This is a genomic window from Sulfurovum lithotrophicum (genome assembly GCF_000987835.1).
Taxonomy (GTDB): Bacteria; Campylobacterota; Campylobacteria; order Campylobacterales; family Sulfurovaceae; genus Sulfurovum; species Sulfurovum lithotrophicum.
The window spans coordinates 1901859-1918098 of record NZ_CP011308.1 but is presented as its reverse complement, the minus strand read 5'-3'; the positions used below and the strand labels follow the sequence as shown (position 1 = coordinate 1918098).

14 protein-coding genes are annotated in these 16240 nt (G+C 46.4%); 12 read left to right on the top strand and 2 right to left on the bottom strand.

Going from position 1 to position 16240, the window contains the following annotated elements:
- Nucleotides 1–87 precede the first annotated feature (87 nt).
- From YH65_RS09450 to YH65_RS09405, 10 genes are all read left to right on the top strand, one after another.
- Entirely contained in the window at nt 88–1272 is a 1185-nt protein-coding gene (locus tag YH65_RS09450; RefSeq protein WP_046551647.1) for an FtsW/RodA/SpoVE family cell cycle protein, read from the top strand.
- Between the two features lie 97 nt (nt 1273–1369).
- On the top strand, nt 1370–2386 hold the full coding sequence (gene murG, locus YH65_RS09445) for an undecaprenyldiphospho-muramoylpentapeptide beta-N-acetylglucosaminyltransferase (RefSeq protein ID WP_046551646.1): 1017 nt from the start codon (nt 1370–1372) through the stop codon (nt 2384–2386).
- A 38-nt stretch (nt 2387–2424) separates the two neighbouring features.
- Nucleotides 2425–2817 carry a hypothetical protein gene (locus YH65_RS09440; RefSeq protein ID WP_046551645.1) on the top strand — a complete coding sequence of 131 codons (393 nt, stop codon included), beginning with the start codon at nt 2425–2427 and terminating at the stop codon, nt 2815–2817.
- Nucleotides 2818–2890: 73 nt separating this feature from the next.
- Entirely contained in the window at nt 2891–3331 is a 441-nt protein-coding gene (locus tag YH65_RS09435; RefSeq protein WP_046551644.1) for a hypothetical protein, read from the top strand.
- Nucleotides 3332–3472: 141 nt separating this feature from the next.
- Nucleotides 3473–6046, top strand: a complete 2574-nt coding sequence (gene alaS / locus YH65_RS09430) for an alanine--tRNA ligase (protein ID WP_046551643.1) — start codon at nt 3473–3475, stop codon at nt 6044–6046.
- A gap of 1 nt (nt 6047) precedes the next feature.
- Nucleotides 6048–6581 carry a hypothetical protein gene (locus YH65_RS09425; RefSeq protein WP_052746175.1) on the top strand — a complete coding sequence of 178 codons (534 nt, stop codon included), beginning with the start codon at nt 6048–6050 and terminating at the stop codon, nt 6579–6581.
- A gap of 101 nt (nt 6582–6682) precedes the next feature.
- Entirely contained in the window at nt 6683–7243 is a 561-nt protein-coding gene (gene maf, locus YH65_RS09420) for a septum formation inhibitor Maf (RefSeq protein ID WP_046551642.1), read from the top strand.
- A complete protein-coding gene (locus YH65_RS09415) occupies nt 7244–8350 on the top strand; it encodes an aminotransferase class I/II-fold pyridoxal phosphate-dependent enzyme (RefSeq protein WP_046551641.1) in 1107 nt (368 codons plus the stop codon).
- 50 nt (nt 8351–8400) lie between these two features.
- Nucleotides 8401–10524: a penicillin-binding protein 1A gene (locus YH65_RS09410; RefSeq protein ID WP_425427570.1), complete on the top strand. Its 2124-nt coding sequence runs from the start codon at nt 8401–8403 to the stop codon at nt 10522–10524.
- Nucleotides 10525–10591: 67 nt separating this feature from the next.
- Nucleotides 10592–11899, top strand: a complete 1308-nt coding sequence (locus YH65_RS09405) for a cation:proton antiporter (protein WP_046551639.1) — start codon at nt 10592–10594, stop codon at nt 11897–11899.
- Nucleotides 11900–11990: 91 nt separating this feature from the next.
- Here the strand turns inward: YH65_RS09405 and glnA are convergent, their stop codons facing one another.
- Nucleotides 11991–13421: a type I glutamate--ammonia ligase gene (gene glnA / locus YH65_RS09400; protein ID WP_046551638.1), complete on the bottom strand. Its 1431-nt coding sequence runs from the start codon at nt 13419–13421 to the stop codon at nt 11991–11993.
- A 70-nt stretch (nt 13422–13491) separates the two neighbouring features.
- A complete protein-coding gene (locus YH65_RS09395; RefSeq protein ID WP_046551637.1) occupies nt 13492–14283 on the bottom strand; it encodes a histidinol-phosphatase in 792 nt (263 codons plus the stop codon).
- A gap of 108 nt (nt 14284–14391) precedes the next feature.
- Here YH65_RS09395 and YH65_RS09390 point away from each other — a divergent pair, with 108 nt between their 5' ends.
- On the top strand, nt 14392–15732 hold the full coding sequence (locus tag YH65_RS09390; protein WP_046551636.1) for a peptidase U32 family protein: 1341 nt from the start codon (nt 14392–14394) through the stop codon (nt 15730–15732).
- Between the two features lie 10 nt (nt 15733–15742).
- Nucleotides 15743–16237 (top strand): 5-(carboxyamino)imidazole ribonucleotide mutase, encoded by a 495-nt coding sequence (gene purE, locus YH65_RS09385; RefSeq protein ID WP_046551635.1) that lies wholly within the window; start codon nt 15743–15745, stop codon nt 16235–16237.
- The last annotated feature ends 3 nt before the right edge of the window (nt 16238–16240 follow it).

Below are 16240 nucleotides of genomic sequence, written 5' to 3'. Positions count from 1 at the left end.
GAATTTCCCTGTTTAATATGCAATTTTAACAAAGTTATCTATTAAATGCGTTAAAATACTAATTAATATGGATTTAAAGAAGACAGCATGATAGACAAACCTCTTTTGGCAGCAGTCATAGCACTCCTGACACTTTCAATGGTTATGAGTTATTCGCTCTCTACCTATACGGTACTGCACTTTCATTATGATAATTTTCATTTTTTTCTCAGGCAGAGTATTTCGATCTTCATCGCCTTTACCTCCATGGTCATCTTGAGCAGATTGGACCCGGAAAAATGGTTCGTACCGGTGGGGTTGAGCCTCTTTTTGATATTTTTTATACTGATGGTCGCTATGCAGTTCATGCCCTCATCTTTGGTGAAGGCGGTCGGGGGTGCCAAACGGTGGATACACTTGGGACCCATTTCCCTGGCACCGGTAGAATTCTTCAAAGTTGGATTTGTCTTTTTTCTGGCCTGGAGCTTTTCACGTAAATTTGGGCAGCGCGGCCATACGGGTTTTATAGATGAAGTTAGGTCCTTCATGCCCTATATCATTGTATTCATGGCCGCGGTTGTGCTCATTGCTGTTTTTCAGAAAGACTTGGGGCAGGTCGTGGTTCTTGGAGGAACCCTGATGGTGATGTTCCTCTTTGTCGGCAGTTCATGGAAATTTTTTCTGACGGTGCTCTCGGGTATTTTTGTCGCATTCATCGGCTTGATCTTCTTTGCACCGCACCGCATGGCAAGAATAAAGAGTTGGTGGAGTACGGTACAGGACAGCATCCTTTCTGTCCTGCCTTTTGAACGGCTTGAGACGTTGCGGGTAACGACAACAGCCAAGGAGCCCTATCAGATATCCAACTCGCTCAACGCTATACACAACGGCAGCCTCTTTGGGAAGGGCCTGGGGAACGGACAGTTCAAGCTGGGCTATCTTTCGGAGGTGCATACGGACTTTATCCTGGCGGGAATCACTGAAGAGCTGGGGTATGCGGGGCTTGTCCTGGTGACACTGACCGTCCTTTTCATCGTGTTCCGCATCTTCAAAATCGCATCGAAAGTAAAGAACCCGATGTACTACCTTTTCAGTATCGGTGTGGGTCTGCTGATATCTTTTGCTTTTATACTCAACGCTTACGGTATCGCCGGTATTACGCCGATCAAGGGGATCGCCGTACCGTTCCTGAGTTACGGCGGATCACACATCATAGCCGCCTGTGTAGCCATAGGTATGGTGCTGATGGTTTCCAAAAAAGTCCCCCGGGACCGTAACGGGAAAATGCTGTAAGGGGTAGCGAGGAGCGTGTAGGGTGGGCAATAGCCCACCAGATGGAGAAATATCGCATACAGTCACACACAATGCCGAAAGGCTTAAAGGAGAAAAAATGAGCATTATCATGACAGGAGGCGGTACAGGCGGACATCTTGCCATCATCAAAGCAGTAAAAGAGCAGTTGAAAGGTGAAGAACTCATCTATATCGGCTCCACAATGGGGCAGGACAGACAGTGGTTTGAAAGTGATGGAGATTTTACAGAGACCTACTTCCTGGAGACACGCGGTGTGGTCAATCAAAGAGGTTTGGCCAAACTCAAGTCACTTTGGATGATGCTGCAGGCAATAATGAAAGCCCGTAAACTCCTAAAAAAATATGATGCCAAAGTGGTCTTCTCCGTAGGCGGATTCTCTTCTGGTGCTACAGCTTTTGCCGCCAAATCAGCCGGTGTGCCTCTGATCATACATGAGCAGAATGCCGCGCTGGGTTCTTTAAACAAACTTCTCAGACCCTATGCGGCAGCGTTTATCAGCTCCTATCTTGAAGAGAGTCCGATTAAAGCCTACCCGATCAAAGAGATTTTTTTTGAGAACGCACGTGTAAGAAAAAAGGTTGAGACTATCATCTTTCTCGGTGGTTCACAGGGAGCCAAAGCTATTAACAAACTGGCCCTTGAGATCGCACCGAAACTCAGGAGGAAAGGTATCAGGATTATCCATCAGGCTGGAGAGAAGAATATTGACGAAGTGCAAAAAGCCTATGATGATCTTGGGATTGAAGTGGATGTCTTCGGATTTACCACAAAATTGGCAGAGTACATGAAAGAAGCGGATTTTGCTATTGCAAGAGCCGGGGCTTCGACACTTTGGGAGCTTTCGGCAACTGCTATGCCAACACTTTTCATACCATATCCCTATGCGGCCAGTGACCACCAGTACTACAATGCACAGTTCCTGGTAGAAAAGGATCTGGCATGGATCATGAGAGAAGAGGAGATCGATACACAAAAGGTATTAGCATTGCTGAACGAAGATCTTGAGGCTAAAAGTAGAGGATTAATGGAGATAGTAGAAAAAGATGGAAGCAAACAGATCGCAAATCTTTTAAAAAACTATGAAAAAATCTGATATAATGATTTAAATAAATTGAATAAAAGGGAAAGACCATGAAAAAAACATTTGTAATATTTATGGTGTTAGGCATATTGGTGTCAGGTTTGTATGCTTACAGTCAGGACGACAGGATCAAAGATATGCGTACGATGGCAGATGCTCTCTCGGAAGTACAGAGAGGTATTTTATATAACAACAAGAAGCTGGTACATGATGGTGTGGAAAGCCTTAAAGCAGCATCCAAAAATATCGAGATTGCACCAAAAACAGATATGGATTATAGTACATCATTTGCCAGAGACCAGGCAAAAAATATTACAAGATATGCAAACAAACTCAATATAAATATGGATGAAGGCAAGAAGCACTCTGCGTTGACGAACTATACCAAGGTGCTGAATCAGTGTGTCTCCTGCCACAACAAGATCAGAAAGTGGAATCAGTAGCAAATAAGACACTCCTCACAAAAATGACACAATTTGCCGGTATGGTATTAAAAAGATATATGAGGAATTATGTATGAAAAAGAGAATAACAGGCTTGATACTTACTGGTGCTGCCGTGTTTGTGTTGAGCGGATGCGATACAGATGTGGTTCTAGTGGATCCTGGTCCTGAACTTGTTACATTGTTTTTAATGGATGATCTCACAGGCTCGGGTGCAGCATATGTTCCCTATACCTGCTATGCACCTGATGGTGCGATCTCTGCAGAGGATGTCACGACAAGAAGGGGTGCATTTACTTTTGTTCCCGGAGAACGCTGTGAGTTCGACCTTTATGGTTTCAACGGCACGGTAGCGGTGGATGAAGAACCTCTCTATATCGCAGATGATCTTGGAGAGGGGAAAGATGACATACCCTACAGTTGCAACAATGGTTCTGAAGCGACAGAGGGAACAACAGATATCTTCGGATATTTTGAATATCCCGCAGATGCTTTCTGCAAATTCTATCTTTAGGCAAACATGAACTAAAAAGAGGAAGGTGGGCATAAATGCGCCACCCTGCATTCAAACAGACCTATCCAAAACAGATATATAACCTCCCAATAACCACAAATTGGCTAAAATATCCCAATTTATAACGCAGGATATTTCTTCATGGATATTAGAAAATCATTTTTAGACTATTTTCAGAGCAAAGGCCATAAACTTATACCGAGTTCACCTCTGGTACCGGATGATCCGACGCTGATGTTCACCAATGCCGGGATGGTACAGTTCAAGAACATCTTTACAGGCGAAGCGCCTATTCCGAACCCGCCGAGAGCTACCTCTTCGCAGACCTGCCTGAGAGCGGGAGGAAAACACAACGACCTCGACAATGTAGGCTACACAGCGCGCCACCATACGCTTTTTGAAATGCTGGGTAATTTCTCTTTTGCAGATTATTTCAAAGAAGAAGCCATAGCCTATGCCTGGGAGTTCGTGACCGATGAAAAATATCTGGACCTGCCTGTGGAGAAGATCTGGGTGACCGTACATGACAGTGACGATGAAGCGTACGATATCTGGAAGAAATACATCTCCGAAGATCGCATCATGCGTTTTGGTGACAAAGACAACTTCTGGCAGATGGGTGATACCGGTCCGTGCGGTCCATGTTCGGAGATATTCTATGACCAGGGGGAAGAGCACTTTCATTCTGAAGAGGATATTATGGGCGGAGAGGGTGACCGTTTCCTTGAGATCTGGAACCTTGTTTTCATGCAGTACGAAAGAGACGAAAAGGGTACGCTCAATCCGCTGCCGAAACCAAGTATCGATACAGGTATGGGGCTTGAAAGGGTCGTTGCCATCAAAGAGGGCGTATTCAACAACTACCACTCCTCACTCTTCATGCCTTTCCTGGAGAAGATAGGCGAACTGGTAGGAAAGCCGTACGATTTTGATGCACCGAATTCCGCTTCCTACAGGGTCATTGCCGATCATCTCCGTTCTGTCTCTTTCCTTTTGGCACAGGGTGTTAACTTCGACAAAGAGGGACGAGGGTATGTACTTAGACGCATCATGCGTAGAGCCATCCGTCACGGATATCTTCTGGGACTGCGTGAACCGTTCATGTACAAACTCGTCGATACGCTGGTAGACCTTATGGGAAAACAGTACGACTATCTTGTCAGTAGAGCCGAAGCGATCAAAACATCGATGAAGATGGAAGAGGAGCGTTTCTTCGAGACCATTGAAGCGGGGATCAAACTCTTTAACGAAGAGCTTAAAAATACGCAGGATGTCTTTAACGGGGAAGTGGCGTTCAAACTTTATGATACTTTCGGTTTCCCTCTGGATCTGACCGAAGATATGCTTAGAGAGAAGAATATCAGACTGGACATCGATGCTTTCAACAAAAAGATGGAAGCACAGAAAGCCCAGTCCAAAGCGAACTGGAAAGGTACGGGTGATGCAGCGACGACAGGTGACTTCAAGCTGCTTAAAGAAGCGTTCAACACAAATGAATTTGTCGGTTATGAAACACAGGAAGTAACAACAAAAGTACTGGCACTGCTCGATGAGAATTTCAAAAAGACAGATGCCATAAATGGCAAAGGCTGGGTACTGCTTGAAAAGACACCGTTCTATGCCGAGTCCGGAGGACAGGTGGGCGATCGCGGAACGATCGAGGTAGCAGGTAGCAGTGAGCAGGTAACAGTGAAAGATACGAAAAAATTCCTTGACCTGAACCTTTCCGAAGTGGAGGGAAAACTCTCTGTGGGTGATGAGGTGAAAGCTGTGGTCGATCCAAGCCGTGCAGAGATCGAAAAGCACCATTCTGCGACACACCTGCTGCATGCAGGTTTGCGTGCGATCCTCGGGGACCACATTGCCCAGGCGGGTTCACTCAATGATGACAAAAGACTTCGTTTTGACTTCTCCCATCCTAAAGCGATGACAGCCGAAGAGATAGAAAAGGTGGAAGCATGGGTGAATGATAAGATCAGCCGTGCCATTCCGAGAAAGACGGAGATTATGAGTGTGGATGAGGCGAAGAAAGCAGGTGCCATGGCACTGTTTGGAGAAAAGTACGGCAATGAAGTACGTGTTGTCAGTATGGGTGACGCTTCCATCGAACTCTGCGGGGGTACCCATGTGGATAATACGGCACAGATAGGCCTCTTTATGATCACTAAAGAGAGCGGTGTGAGTGCAGGGGTGAGACGTATAGAGGCTATCTGCGGCAGGGCAGCCGTTGAAAAGGTTAAAGCGATCAGAGAGGAACTCTCGCAGATCAAGGAAGAGGTCAAGAACCAAAACCCGATTGCAGGGATCGCCAAACTCAAAGAGCAGATAAAAACACTTAAAAGTGAAGTAGCCTCAGCCATGAGCGCATCTCAAAAAGAGTTGAGCACAGTTGATGTCAATGGTGTCAATGTCATCGTCGAAGAGGTAGAAAACGGCGACATCAAATCGATGATCGATGATGTCAAGAACAAATATGATAATGTTGCCGTCATGCTTTTCCAGAAAAAGGGTGACAAGGTACTCTTGGCGGCCGGTTCGAAGAATACTCCGATCAAAGCAGGTGACTGGATCAAAGCGATCGCGCCTATCGTCGGTGGTGGCGGTGGCGGCCGTCCGGACTTCGCACAGGCCGGAGGAAAAGATGCTTCCAAGATCACGACGGCACTTGAAGAAGCGAAAGTCTACCTGAGCGAGATACTTGAGGGCGGAAATTAATATGAAGTCCGGAATGGTTGATCTTTTCGGCACTTATGCGCATGAGATCGTGTTTTTGCATGTATTTTCGGCCTTTGTCTGGGTAGGGGGAATGATCGCCATACGACTGGCAGTCCATCCGAACCTGCAGCTCATAGAAGACCCGAAAGTAAGACTGGGAAGAACGCTGGCGATCACCGGAAGATTCTTCAATATCGTTAAGCCTTTTATTTTGCTCATCATTCTGACGGCTGTCATTATGGCGGTCGGTCTTGGTTTCCGTGCGGCAGCAGTCAGTGCTTCCGGAAATATTCTCAGTGAAACAGCCTATGCGACCTATCAGATCGTTCATGTCAAAGAGGTGATATGGGTGGTCATGACACTGAACTTTACATGGATGTATGTCAAACGCAGAAAGGCACAGAAACTTTTTGATGCGGGTGAACTTCCTGCAGCCAAAGAGACGGTAGCCATCATCCCGAAACTTTTACTCCCGATCAATATCGTGCTTGGTATCGCTGCAATCTGGCTGGGTATTACGCTGAGAGGCTTGTAGAGTGCTGTGCACCACGGGCACTTCCTTTGGGCCCTCACAGCACCTTTGATATATATTAAATTATCGGTGTTGTCAGGAGACAGCACCCTACGGAGGTATCTATGATTTGTTTATGTTCGGCTTCTGAGTCAAGAGCGTATCTGTTAGAGAAGTTCGGTATTGAATTTGAGCAAAAATCTGTTGATTTCAATGAAGATCAGATCGTGACCGATGTTGCAAAAGATTTTGTCTATCTGGCAAGCAAAGGCAAACTGCAGGCTGCTGAAAAACGCTATGGATCGGATATCCCGTTACTGACTGCAGACAGCGTAATTGCTACGGCGGAGGGGGAGATACTCAGAAAGCCTAAAAACAGGGAGGATGCCAGACGTATCCTCTCTTTGCAGAGCGGTTCATGTATTTCCATCATCTCCTCTGTGCATTTTAAAACCAAAGCATTTCTTTTTACCAATACCTCTGCAACCCATTACCATTTTGCAAAGTTTGATGTAGATGACCTCGAGGCTTATCTTGAAAGTGAACTCTGGCAGGGGAAGGCAGGCGGATGCATGGTCGAAGGGTTTTGCAAAAAATACATCAAATCAGTGGATGGATATGAAAGTACCGCTATGGGACTGCAAGTGGAGGCACTGCTTCCCTGGATAGAGTGGGTGAAGCAATAGATGTATGAGAACGAACTCAAAGCCCTGAAAAAAGCAGGGCGTTTCAGAGAGCGAAAACTTTTCAATGAAGATCTGACCGATCTAGCTTCGAATGACTATCTCGGACTGGCGGAGGACAAAGGCCAGCTGAAAAAGCTCTGTACACTGATGGATGAGTATGATATCTTTGCCCCCAGGGCCAGTATGCTTGTTAACGGATACCATCCTGTACATCGGTATTTCGAAGAGACACTCAGTACATTGAACGGGTTTGAATCGGGACTGGTCGTGGGCTCCGGTTTTCTGGCGAATATGTCACTGGTGGAAGCACTGGTGCGCAAGCACGATATGCTTTTTATGGATGAAGAGTATCATGCTTCTGGGATGATGGCGACCGGACTGCTAAAGGATCGGGTCGTTTTTTTCAGGCATAACGATGCGGGGGACCTTAGAGAGAAAATGTCACACTATCCTGCCAAACGTCAGATCATTGCCGTTGAGGGTGTCTACTCCATGAGCGGTGAGGTATGTAGCAGGGAGGTATTTGATATAGCCGGGGAGAACAGTGCACTGCTTATCATCGATGAAGCACACAGTTCGGGAGTACTGGGTAAAAACCTATTGGGTGTATTTGAACATTACGGGATAGAGATATCACCGAACCATATCAAGATGGGGACACTGGGTAAAGCATACGGCAGTTACGGTGCCTATATACTTGCAGGCAGGGAGATCATCTCTTTTCTGGAGAACAGGGCCAAGCCGGTCATCTACTCCACGGCTCCATCGGTCCTTGATACGGCATTGGCGCTGATCAACATCAAAACGGTAAGCAAAAAGGCGGCCAGATACCGGGTGAAGATCGATGCAAGGCTCAGGATCGTAGAAGAGGTATTGGGGATAAAAAGCGAAAGCCTGATCATTCCCATCCCCGTGAAGAACAACAAAGAAGCACTTCGGCTGCAAAAAACACTGATGGATAAAGGCTTCCTCGTCGGTGCAATAAGACAGCCCACGGTAGCGTCTCCCATACTGCGTGTCATTCCCAGGCTTGGTGTCTCAAAAAAATGTTTGAAAAAGGCATTGCAGCTCATTAGCGATACTTCGCTACAATCATTTAATAATTAAAAAAAAGGTTTTATGTGTTCAGCAGTTTGATCAAAGGCTCCATCATTTTGATGATCATCTTCATTGTTGCGTTGACGGCGGCATTCATCTATGCCTATGAAGAGATCTCTCTGGATGCGGACAAACTGATCAATTATCAGCCCGAGATCTCTTCGGTCATCCTGGACAGGAACGGGAAGAAACTCGCGTATGTGTTCAACAAGCAACACCGTCTCTATGCAAGGTATGATGAGCTTCCAAGCCATCTGGTCGAAGGGCTTATCGCGATGGAAGATACGAAGTTCTTTGAACACAGCGGGGTGAATCCGGATGCGATTATCCGTGCCATTGTCAAAGATATCAAAGCCGGGAAGTTCGTGGAAGGTGGAAGTACCCTGACACAGCAGCTGATCAAGAACAAGATCCTTACCAACGAGAAAAAACTGGCGAGAAAGATCAAAGAGGCGATACTGGCACTCAAGATCGAGCATGAATTGACCAAAGAACAGATCATCGAGCGTTATCTCAACGAAATCTCCTACGGGAACAACTATTTTGGTATCAAAACGGCAGCCAACGGCTATTTTCACAAGGAACTTGATGAACTGACACTCAAAGAGATGGCGCTTCTAGTCGGTCTGCCCAATGCACCGAGTTACTATAACCCTATAAGACATTACAAGCGTGCACTCAACCGTGCCAACAATGTTCTCTACCGTATGAAAAGTCTGGGATGGCTGACGGAGAGTGAGTACCTCAAAGCGGTCAAAGAGTCTCCAAAAGTCTATAAAACCTCGCTGACACAGAACATCGCCCCCTATATCGTGGATGAGGTGATCAGGCGTTTCAAAGGGCGTGGGGATGATATCAAAACCGCCGGATACCAGATTTATACGACCATCGATATGAAACAGCAGAAGATCGCAAGAGAAGCAGTAAAATATGCCTATAAAAAAGTATTGGAAAAATACAGGGAAAAGCCGGAGACCTCAACCATCAATACAGCTTTTGTGGCTGTGGAAAGTAAAACAGGCGATATACTGGCTATGATAGGAGGAGTGAATTATAGGAAGTCGGCATTCAACCGTGCCACACAGACGCTCAGGCAGCCCGGTTCAGCCTTCAAGCCTTTCATTTACCAGACAGCACTCGATATGGGCTACAACCCTGCCAGTCCGCTGACGGACCTTGCCCGAACGTTCCAGTACTATGAGAACGGCAAACCCAAAGTATGGGCACCCAAGAACTACGAGAGGGATTTTAAAGGGTTCATCCCGCTCAGGGAAGCACTGGTGCATTCCAGAAACCTTGCAACGATCAACCTTGTCTCGGAGATCGGGGTGAGTACCATCCGAAAGCGTCTGGCGTTTCTCGATGTGCCCCATATCCCCAGAGATATGTCCATTGCACTGGGGAATCTCGGCCTCTCTCCTATGAAAATGGCACAGATCTTCTCGGTCTTTGCCAACGGCGGGCATATGATAGAGCCCAGACTGATCTCCAAGGTGGTCTCCAAAGAGGGAGCGGTCATTTACGAAACACGGCCCAAAGAGATCGCCAATTTCACCACACCCGAACAGGCATACCTGATGACGGACATACTGATGGATGTCGTCAAGCGGGGGACAGGTAAAAATGCACGTGTCCAGGGGATAGAGCTTGCCGGAAAGACTGGTACGACGAATAATGGCGTTGATGCCTGGTTCTGCGGATACTCTCCAACGATCGAAGTGATCTCCTGGTTCGGGCGCGACAACAACAGGCCCATTGGCAAGAAAGCGACAGGAGGTGCGCTGGCGGCACCGGCATTTGCCTACTACTTCAAAGAACTGATCAAGGCATATCCTGAGACAAAACGAACGTTCGATATTCCCGAAGGTGTCTACAGAGGAGAATACAAAGGCAAAAGCGAGCTCTATACCAAGACCTCCCCTCTGCCTGAAGAGAAGCATGAAACAGAAGAGACGACAGCTCCATCAGAGGATATCATGGATATCTGGGATTCAGATACCCCGGTACAGCATCCGGATGATGATACTGATATCAGCCCCGAGGAAGAGAGCCCTTTTGCAGAAACGATCAACATTGACGATGAGGTCATCAAGGAAGGACCCGTCAATAATGACGATCCTCTGCATCCGACAAGGAATGAACCTGTCGTACCCGCCTCCAGGGACAGTGGTACAATGTTTTAACTTGGATTATGCAAGAGGTTACTGATCGCTGTTGCAAATTCCGGGTTTAATATTTTAAAGGAGAATTATGCACAGTTTTGCCCCTGAAATAATGCTGATCACCATACTGAGTCTGGTGATCTTCTCAGATGCCCTGGCCAACAAGATAAAGATACCTTCCGTGTTTTTGCTTCTCATCGGCTCCTACCTTATCTATACCTATTTCAAAGCAGCAGTTCCCATAGACATGGCAGCACACTTCGATACGATCATCATTTTCTGTATTCCCCTTATTTTTATGGGTGATGCGCTGCATCTTGGATTTTCCGATATCAAAAAACATGGCTGGAGCATCTTCTATCTGGCTGTGATCGCGGTGGCACTCTCCATTACTGTGGGTGCCAGTCTCTATTATCTTGATGTCTTCGAAGGGTTGACGCTTGGTGCCTATGTTTCTCTCTTTGCGATCAATATGGCGACCGATGCAGTCTCTGTACAGTCCGTTCTTTCCCATTTCAAAGGGATAAGCCATGACATCAAAGTACTTATTGAGGGTGAATCACTGGGTAACGATGCTACAGCGGTCATAGCGTTCTTTTTCATAGGACTCCCCTGGATGATGAGCGGTCAGATCGATGCGTTGCATGCAACTACTGAAGCTCTGCGTGTGTTTGCCGTAAGTATCGGTATGGGGTTGGTGATCGGATACGTTTTCTATATGCTGATGAAGCTTTTCTCGGACAGGCGGGGTGAACTGTTTGCCTTTGTTATAGAAGGGTATGCGGCCTATGTTCTGGGTGAAGAGATGCATGTGAGCGGTATTTTGACGCTGATTACTGCGATCATCGCTACCAAAGCCTGGATCGATATGGACATTATGGTACTCGAAGAGACGGAAGAAAAAAAACGCAAGAGTTTTATGCGTACTTTGCGTATGAGTTCCGTTGTTGCAACGACCAGGGAGCGCCTGGAGTATATTTATGAAATGGCGAAAGAATTCGGTTATATCGCAGCGGTCATGATCTTCTTTGTGTTGGCGGAGATGGTGGACTTTAAGACATTGTGGCACTACAGAATGGAAATTTTGATTATGTTCGCTGTCACGACACTGATCCGTGCACTCTCTATGGCAAAGTTCGCTTTCTTTGGCAAGACGATCGATTCTATCAAGCCGGTAGGGTTTGAGGGATGGTTCATCCTTACTTTCTCTGGGATGAAAGGGGCACTCTCCATTATCCTGGTCCATATGATACCGGCAGATTACGAATACAAAGTACTCTTTGAAGCGGTGACGACCGGTGTGGTGATACTTTCTATCTTTGTGTACGGCACCACACTATGGGCATATTTTACCTTCTTCAAAAAAGAGGAGGAGACAAAGTTATTCGTCCATTGAAATATTAGATTTAGTATGGGAAAATGTAGGATATTGTCTTCTGACAGTACCGGGGGAAATTTCCCGGGAAAGATATCCCCGGGAAGAGGTGCTAGCAAGAGTAAGTTGTCTTGAACTCAAATGCTGTCGGGCGAGATTCGTCTGGCCATACTTGTCTCTCGAACATATAGTGCTGATATGCATCGAGGAACTCTGGTGTGAAGACAGGCTTAAGGAAATCGTTATCTTTGATAAGACCTTCAAGTGCTTCACGTAGTGTATGAGGCATTTGAGGGATACCTTTTTCACGGATCTCATCAAGAGAAAGTTCAAAGAGATCTTCATCCATCGGACCGACCGGTATAGTTTTGTTCTTGATACCGTCAAGACCTGCCATCATCATAACTGCAAATGCAAGATATGGACATGCTGTTGAGTCAGGGAAACGCATCTCTATACGTGTTGCTTTCTCACCTGCACCGTAAGGGATACGACAAGAAGCTGATCTGTTCTGGCTTGAGTAAGTCAGGATAGATGGTGCTTCAAATCCAGGGACAAGCCTCTTGTAAGAGTTAGTACTCGGGTTTGTAAATGCCGCAACAGCTGCTGCATGTTTAAAGATACCGCCTGTATAATTGATTGCCATTTCCGAAAGGTTACCGTAGTTACCTTCTTCGTAGAAAAGGTTGCTGCCGTCTTTCCAGAGAGACTGGTGTACGTGCATACCGTTACCATTGTCACCGAAGAGTGGTTTTGGCATGAATGTTGCAGATTTACCGTTGAGGTGTGCTACCATCTTGACGACATACTTGTACTTCTGGACGTTATCTGCTGCACCGATGATGTCAGAGAATACGATACCGATCTCACCTTGTGCCTGTGCCACTTCATGGTGACCAAGAACCACTTCAAGACCTACTTCTTCCAAAAGGAGCATCATTTCAGCTCTAAGATCCACCATGGAATCCGTCGGCTGAACCGGGAAGTAACCGCCTTTGGTTCTTGGTCTGTGACCCATGTTCCCTATATCATCGAATCTTGAAGGATCGTTCCATTCACCCTCTTCAGAGTCAACTCTGTATCCCGCTTCATTGATACTGTCCGTGAATTCTACATGGTCAAAAATGAAGAACTCGTTTTCCGGTCCAAAGTATGCTGCATCGGCAATACCGATCTCTTCAGCATGCTGCAATGCTTTCTTGGCGATAGACCTTGGACATCTTTCATAAAGCTGTCCTTTGTAGATATCATACACATCACAGAATACGATGATCGTGGAATCAGCTGTAAAAGGATCGAGGAATGCTGTCGGTACATCCGCTTTCAAGATCATATCTGATTCATTGATCGGCTGCCATGCTTCGATGGAAGAACCGTCAAACGGGAAACCGTTCTCAAGGTTTTCAGCGTTTACCGCACTCATTCTGTATGTCAAGTGATGCCATGCACCTTTGATGTCTGTGAAACGAAGATCAACAAACTCTACTTCATTCTCCTCACAGTATTTAAAAAACTCGTCTATGTTGTTAACGAACTTACCCATTAATTTCTCCTATAAATTTTAGTATCTACTATTATAGCCACTAATCATTAAGTTTTTTCAGATTTTTTGCCTAAAAAATAACCAATTCCCTATCACGGCCTTCAAAAGTAACAGCTTTGGTGTATCCGATCTCTTTTGCAAGTGCTACAGCCTTCTCATAAGCAAATCCCACCTGCTCCACACTGTGTGCATCCGAAGAAAAAGTAATGGGGATATCTAATGCATAGGCTTCCTGAAGCAGTGCTTTTGAGGGGTATATCTCGCCAATGGGTTTACGCAGTCCGGCGGTATTAAGCTCTATGACCATCTTGGACTTTTTAATGCTCTGAAGTGCCTCTTTTGCAAGAATTCGGGTATCGGTCTTTGGGAGATACTTGAAGACCTTAATGAGATCCAGGTGCCCGACAATGTCAAATTTTCCCGAATCGGCCATCGCCTTGGTCGCTTCGAAATAGGCTTGCCATATTTCGTCGATATCCCTGTTCTTCCAGCCGCCTATGAATTCCGGGTTGTCAAAACTCCACTTATCGATGAAGTGTACCGAACCGATGAGGTAATCCACATCGGCATTAAGTACATTCTTCTCCATATGTCCGGGAAGCCAGTCCACTTCATATCCGAGCAGTATCTTGATCTGGTCTTTGTACCTCTCTTTGGCAGAGAGTACATCATTGACATAGGCATCCATATCACACAAAGGCAGGCGGTATTTTTCATCAAAATCCATCGGGGCATGCTCAGAGAAACCGTAGATATCAATGCCGAGATCGATGGCTTTTTGGATGTATTCATCAATAGTGCCTTCAGCGTGGTTGCAGCGTGCTGTATGGTTGTGCAAATCTATTCGTGTTCTTTTATTCATGTGATGATTTTAGCATAAAAACTGTTCTTTACTACTAATAGGGTAAAATAAGAGCCATTTATCAGTGGGCAAACCCAGCCTGCGCACGATTGAACAGTTAGGATAGGAATGACAGCACATAACAAAGTAGAACTTTTAGCACCCGCAGGAAACCTTGAAAAGATGAAGATCGCACTCAACTACGGGGCAGATGCCGTCTATGGCGGTACCAGCACTTTCTCTCTGCGTATCCGTTCGGGAAAAGAGTTTGACATGGATTCTTTTGCCCAAGGGATAGCCTATGCCCATGAGAGAGGCAAGAAGGTCTACTGTACGGTCAACTCCTTTCCGTTCAATTCGCAGATAAGGCTTTATGAGAACCACATCGCCAAAATGGCAGAGCTGAAGCCTGATGCGCTTATCGTCTCAAGTCCCGGGGTAGTCAAGATCGCCAAAAGGATCGCACCGGATATTCCCATTCACCTCTCTACACAGGCCAACGTTATGAATGCAATGGATGCGGAGGTTTATTATGATCTGGGTGTGAAGCGTATCATCGTGGCACGTGAGATCAGCCTTAAAGACTGTGAAGCGATCAAATCGGTGATCCCCGATCTGGAACTCGAAGTCTTTGTGCACGGTTCGATGTGCTTCGCCTACTCGGGACGCTGTCTTATCTCGGCTTTGCAGACAGGGCGCGTTCCCAACAGAGGTTCCTGTGCGAACGACTGCCGTTTCCCCTATGAAGTTTATGCCCACAATCCCGAAAGCGGGACGACCTTCAGACTCGATGAGGAAGAGGGGATCGGAACCTATATCATGAATGCCAAAGATATGAACATGGCTTCGCATATCGATGAGATACTTGACAGCGGTGTGATCGACTCTCTTAAGATCGAAGGTCGTACAAAGTCACCCTATTATGCAGGGGTGGTTACAAAGGCGTACCGTCATGCCATCGATGACTACTATACCAAAGACTTTGATGCTTCACGCTACCAGAGAGAGCTGAATACTACACAGAACCGCGGATTTACCGATGCCTACCTGACCTCGCGTCCCTTCGAAAAGAGCGATGCTGAGTCTCATGAATTTTCCATCCAGTACGGAACACATCAGGTGGCCGGGCTTGTTGGAGAAGATGGTACGACATGGCGATGCAAGGACAAGACCTGTGCAGGCGACTCTGTTGAGATCGTTCTGCCTGTGGGAGCAAGTGTGGAACTCGTCGACAATGAATATGGAAAGATAGATGAGGTCAACGGACAGTACTGGCTGACGTTCAAAAAGATCGTCACAGTCGACGGCAAAGAACTGGAATGCGTACACAGCGGTAATCTGAATGCACTGGTTCTGCCTACGCCTTTACCGGGCTATACGATTCTTCGAAGAAAGATCGCCGAGGCACTGGAGAAAAAAGGGCTCATAGAGGAGTCCACTCCTATGAATCTTGAACCAAAATCAACATAAAAGGAAGCAAATGAAATTCGTATCGATCGTAATGGGAAGCAAAAGCGACTACACTATTATGGAAGAGAGTGCAAAGACCCTGGAAAAGTTCGGTGTACCTTATGAGATGATCATCTCTTCGGCACACAGGTCTCCGGAAAGAACAAAGAACTACATCAAAGAAGCTGAAGAAAAGGGTACGCAGGTATTTATTGCGGCAGCGGGAATGGCGGCACACCTTGCGGGTGCTCTTGCAGCAAGTACGATCAAGCCGGTACTGGGCGTACCAATGGAGAGCGGACCGCTTAGAGGAGAAGATGCCCTTCTCAGTACAGTCATGATGCCGGGCGGAATGCCTGTCGGAACTGTAGCCATCGGTAAGGCAGGTGCGGTCAATGCGGCCTACCTTGCTATCCAGATCATGGCACTTCAGGATGATGAGCTCAAAGTCAAGCTTCAGGAAGACCGTATTTCCAAAGCAAAGAAAGTAGAGCTTGACTCTTCCGAGATCGAAACGATACTGTAATTG

Coding starts and splice junctions, on each gene's coding strand:
- purE (WP_046551635.1), top strand. CDS start 15,743: ATGAAATTCGTATCGATCGTAATGGGAAGCAAAAGCGACTACACTATT.
- YH65_RS09435 (WP_046551644.1), top strand. CDS start 2,891: ATGAAAAAGAGAATAACAGGCTTGATACTTACTGGTGCTGCCGTGTTT.
- murG (WP_046551646.1), top strand. CDS start 1,370: ATGAGCATTATCATGACAGGAGGCGGTACAGGCGGACATCTTGCCATC.
- YH65_RS09395 (WP_046551637.1), bottom strand. CDS start 14,283: ATGAATAAAAGAACACGAATAGATTTGCACAACCATACAGCACGCTGC.
- YH65_RS09390 (WP_046551636.1), top strand. CDS start 14,392: ATGACAGCACATAACAAAGTAGAACTTTTAGCACCCGCAGGAAACCTT.
- alaS (WP_046551643.1), top strand. CDS start 3,473: ATGGATATTAGAAAATCATTTTTAGACTATTTTCAGAGCAAAGGCCAT.
- maf (WP_046551642.1), top strand. CDS start 6,683: ATGATTTGTTTATGTTCGGCTTCTGAGTCAAGAGCGTATCTGTTAGAG.
- glnA (WP_046551638.1), bottom strand. CDS start 13,421: ATGGGTAAGTTCGTTAACAACATAGACGAGTTTTTTAAATACTGTGAG.
- YH65_RS09450 (WP_046551647.1), top strand. CDS start 88: ATGATAGACAAACCTCTTTTGGCAGCAGTCATAGCACTCCTGACACTT.
- YH65_RS09425 (WP_052746175.1), top strand. CDS start 6,048: ATGAAGTCCGGAATGGTTGATCTTTTCGGCACTTATGCGCATGAGATC.
- YH65_RS09440 (WP_046551645.1), top strand. CDS start 2,425: ATGAAAAAAACATTTGTAATATTTATGGTGTTAGGCATATTGGTGTCA.
- YH65_RS09405 (WP_046551639.1), top strand. CDS start 10,592: ATGCACAGTTTTGCCCCTGAAATAATGCTGATCACCATACTGAGTCTG.
- YH65_RS09415 (WP_046551641.1), top strand. CDS start 7,244: ATGTATGAGAACGAACTCAAAGCCCTGAAAAAAGCAGGGCGTTTCAGA.
- YH65_RS09410 (WP_425427570.1), top strand. CDS start 8,401: ATGATCATCTTCATTGTTGCGTTGACGGCGGCATTCATCTATGCCTAT.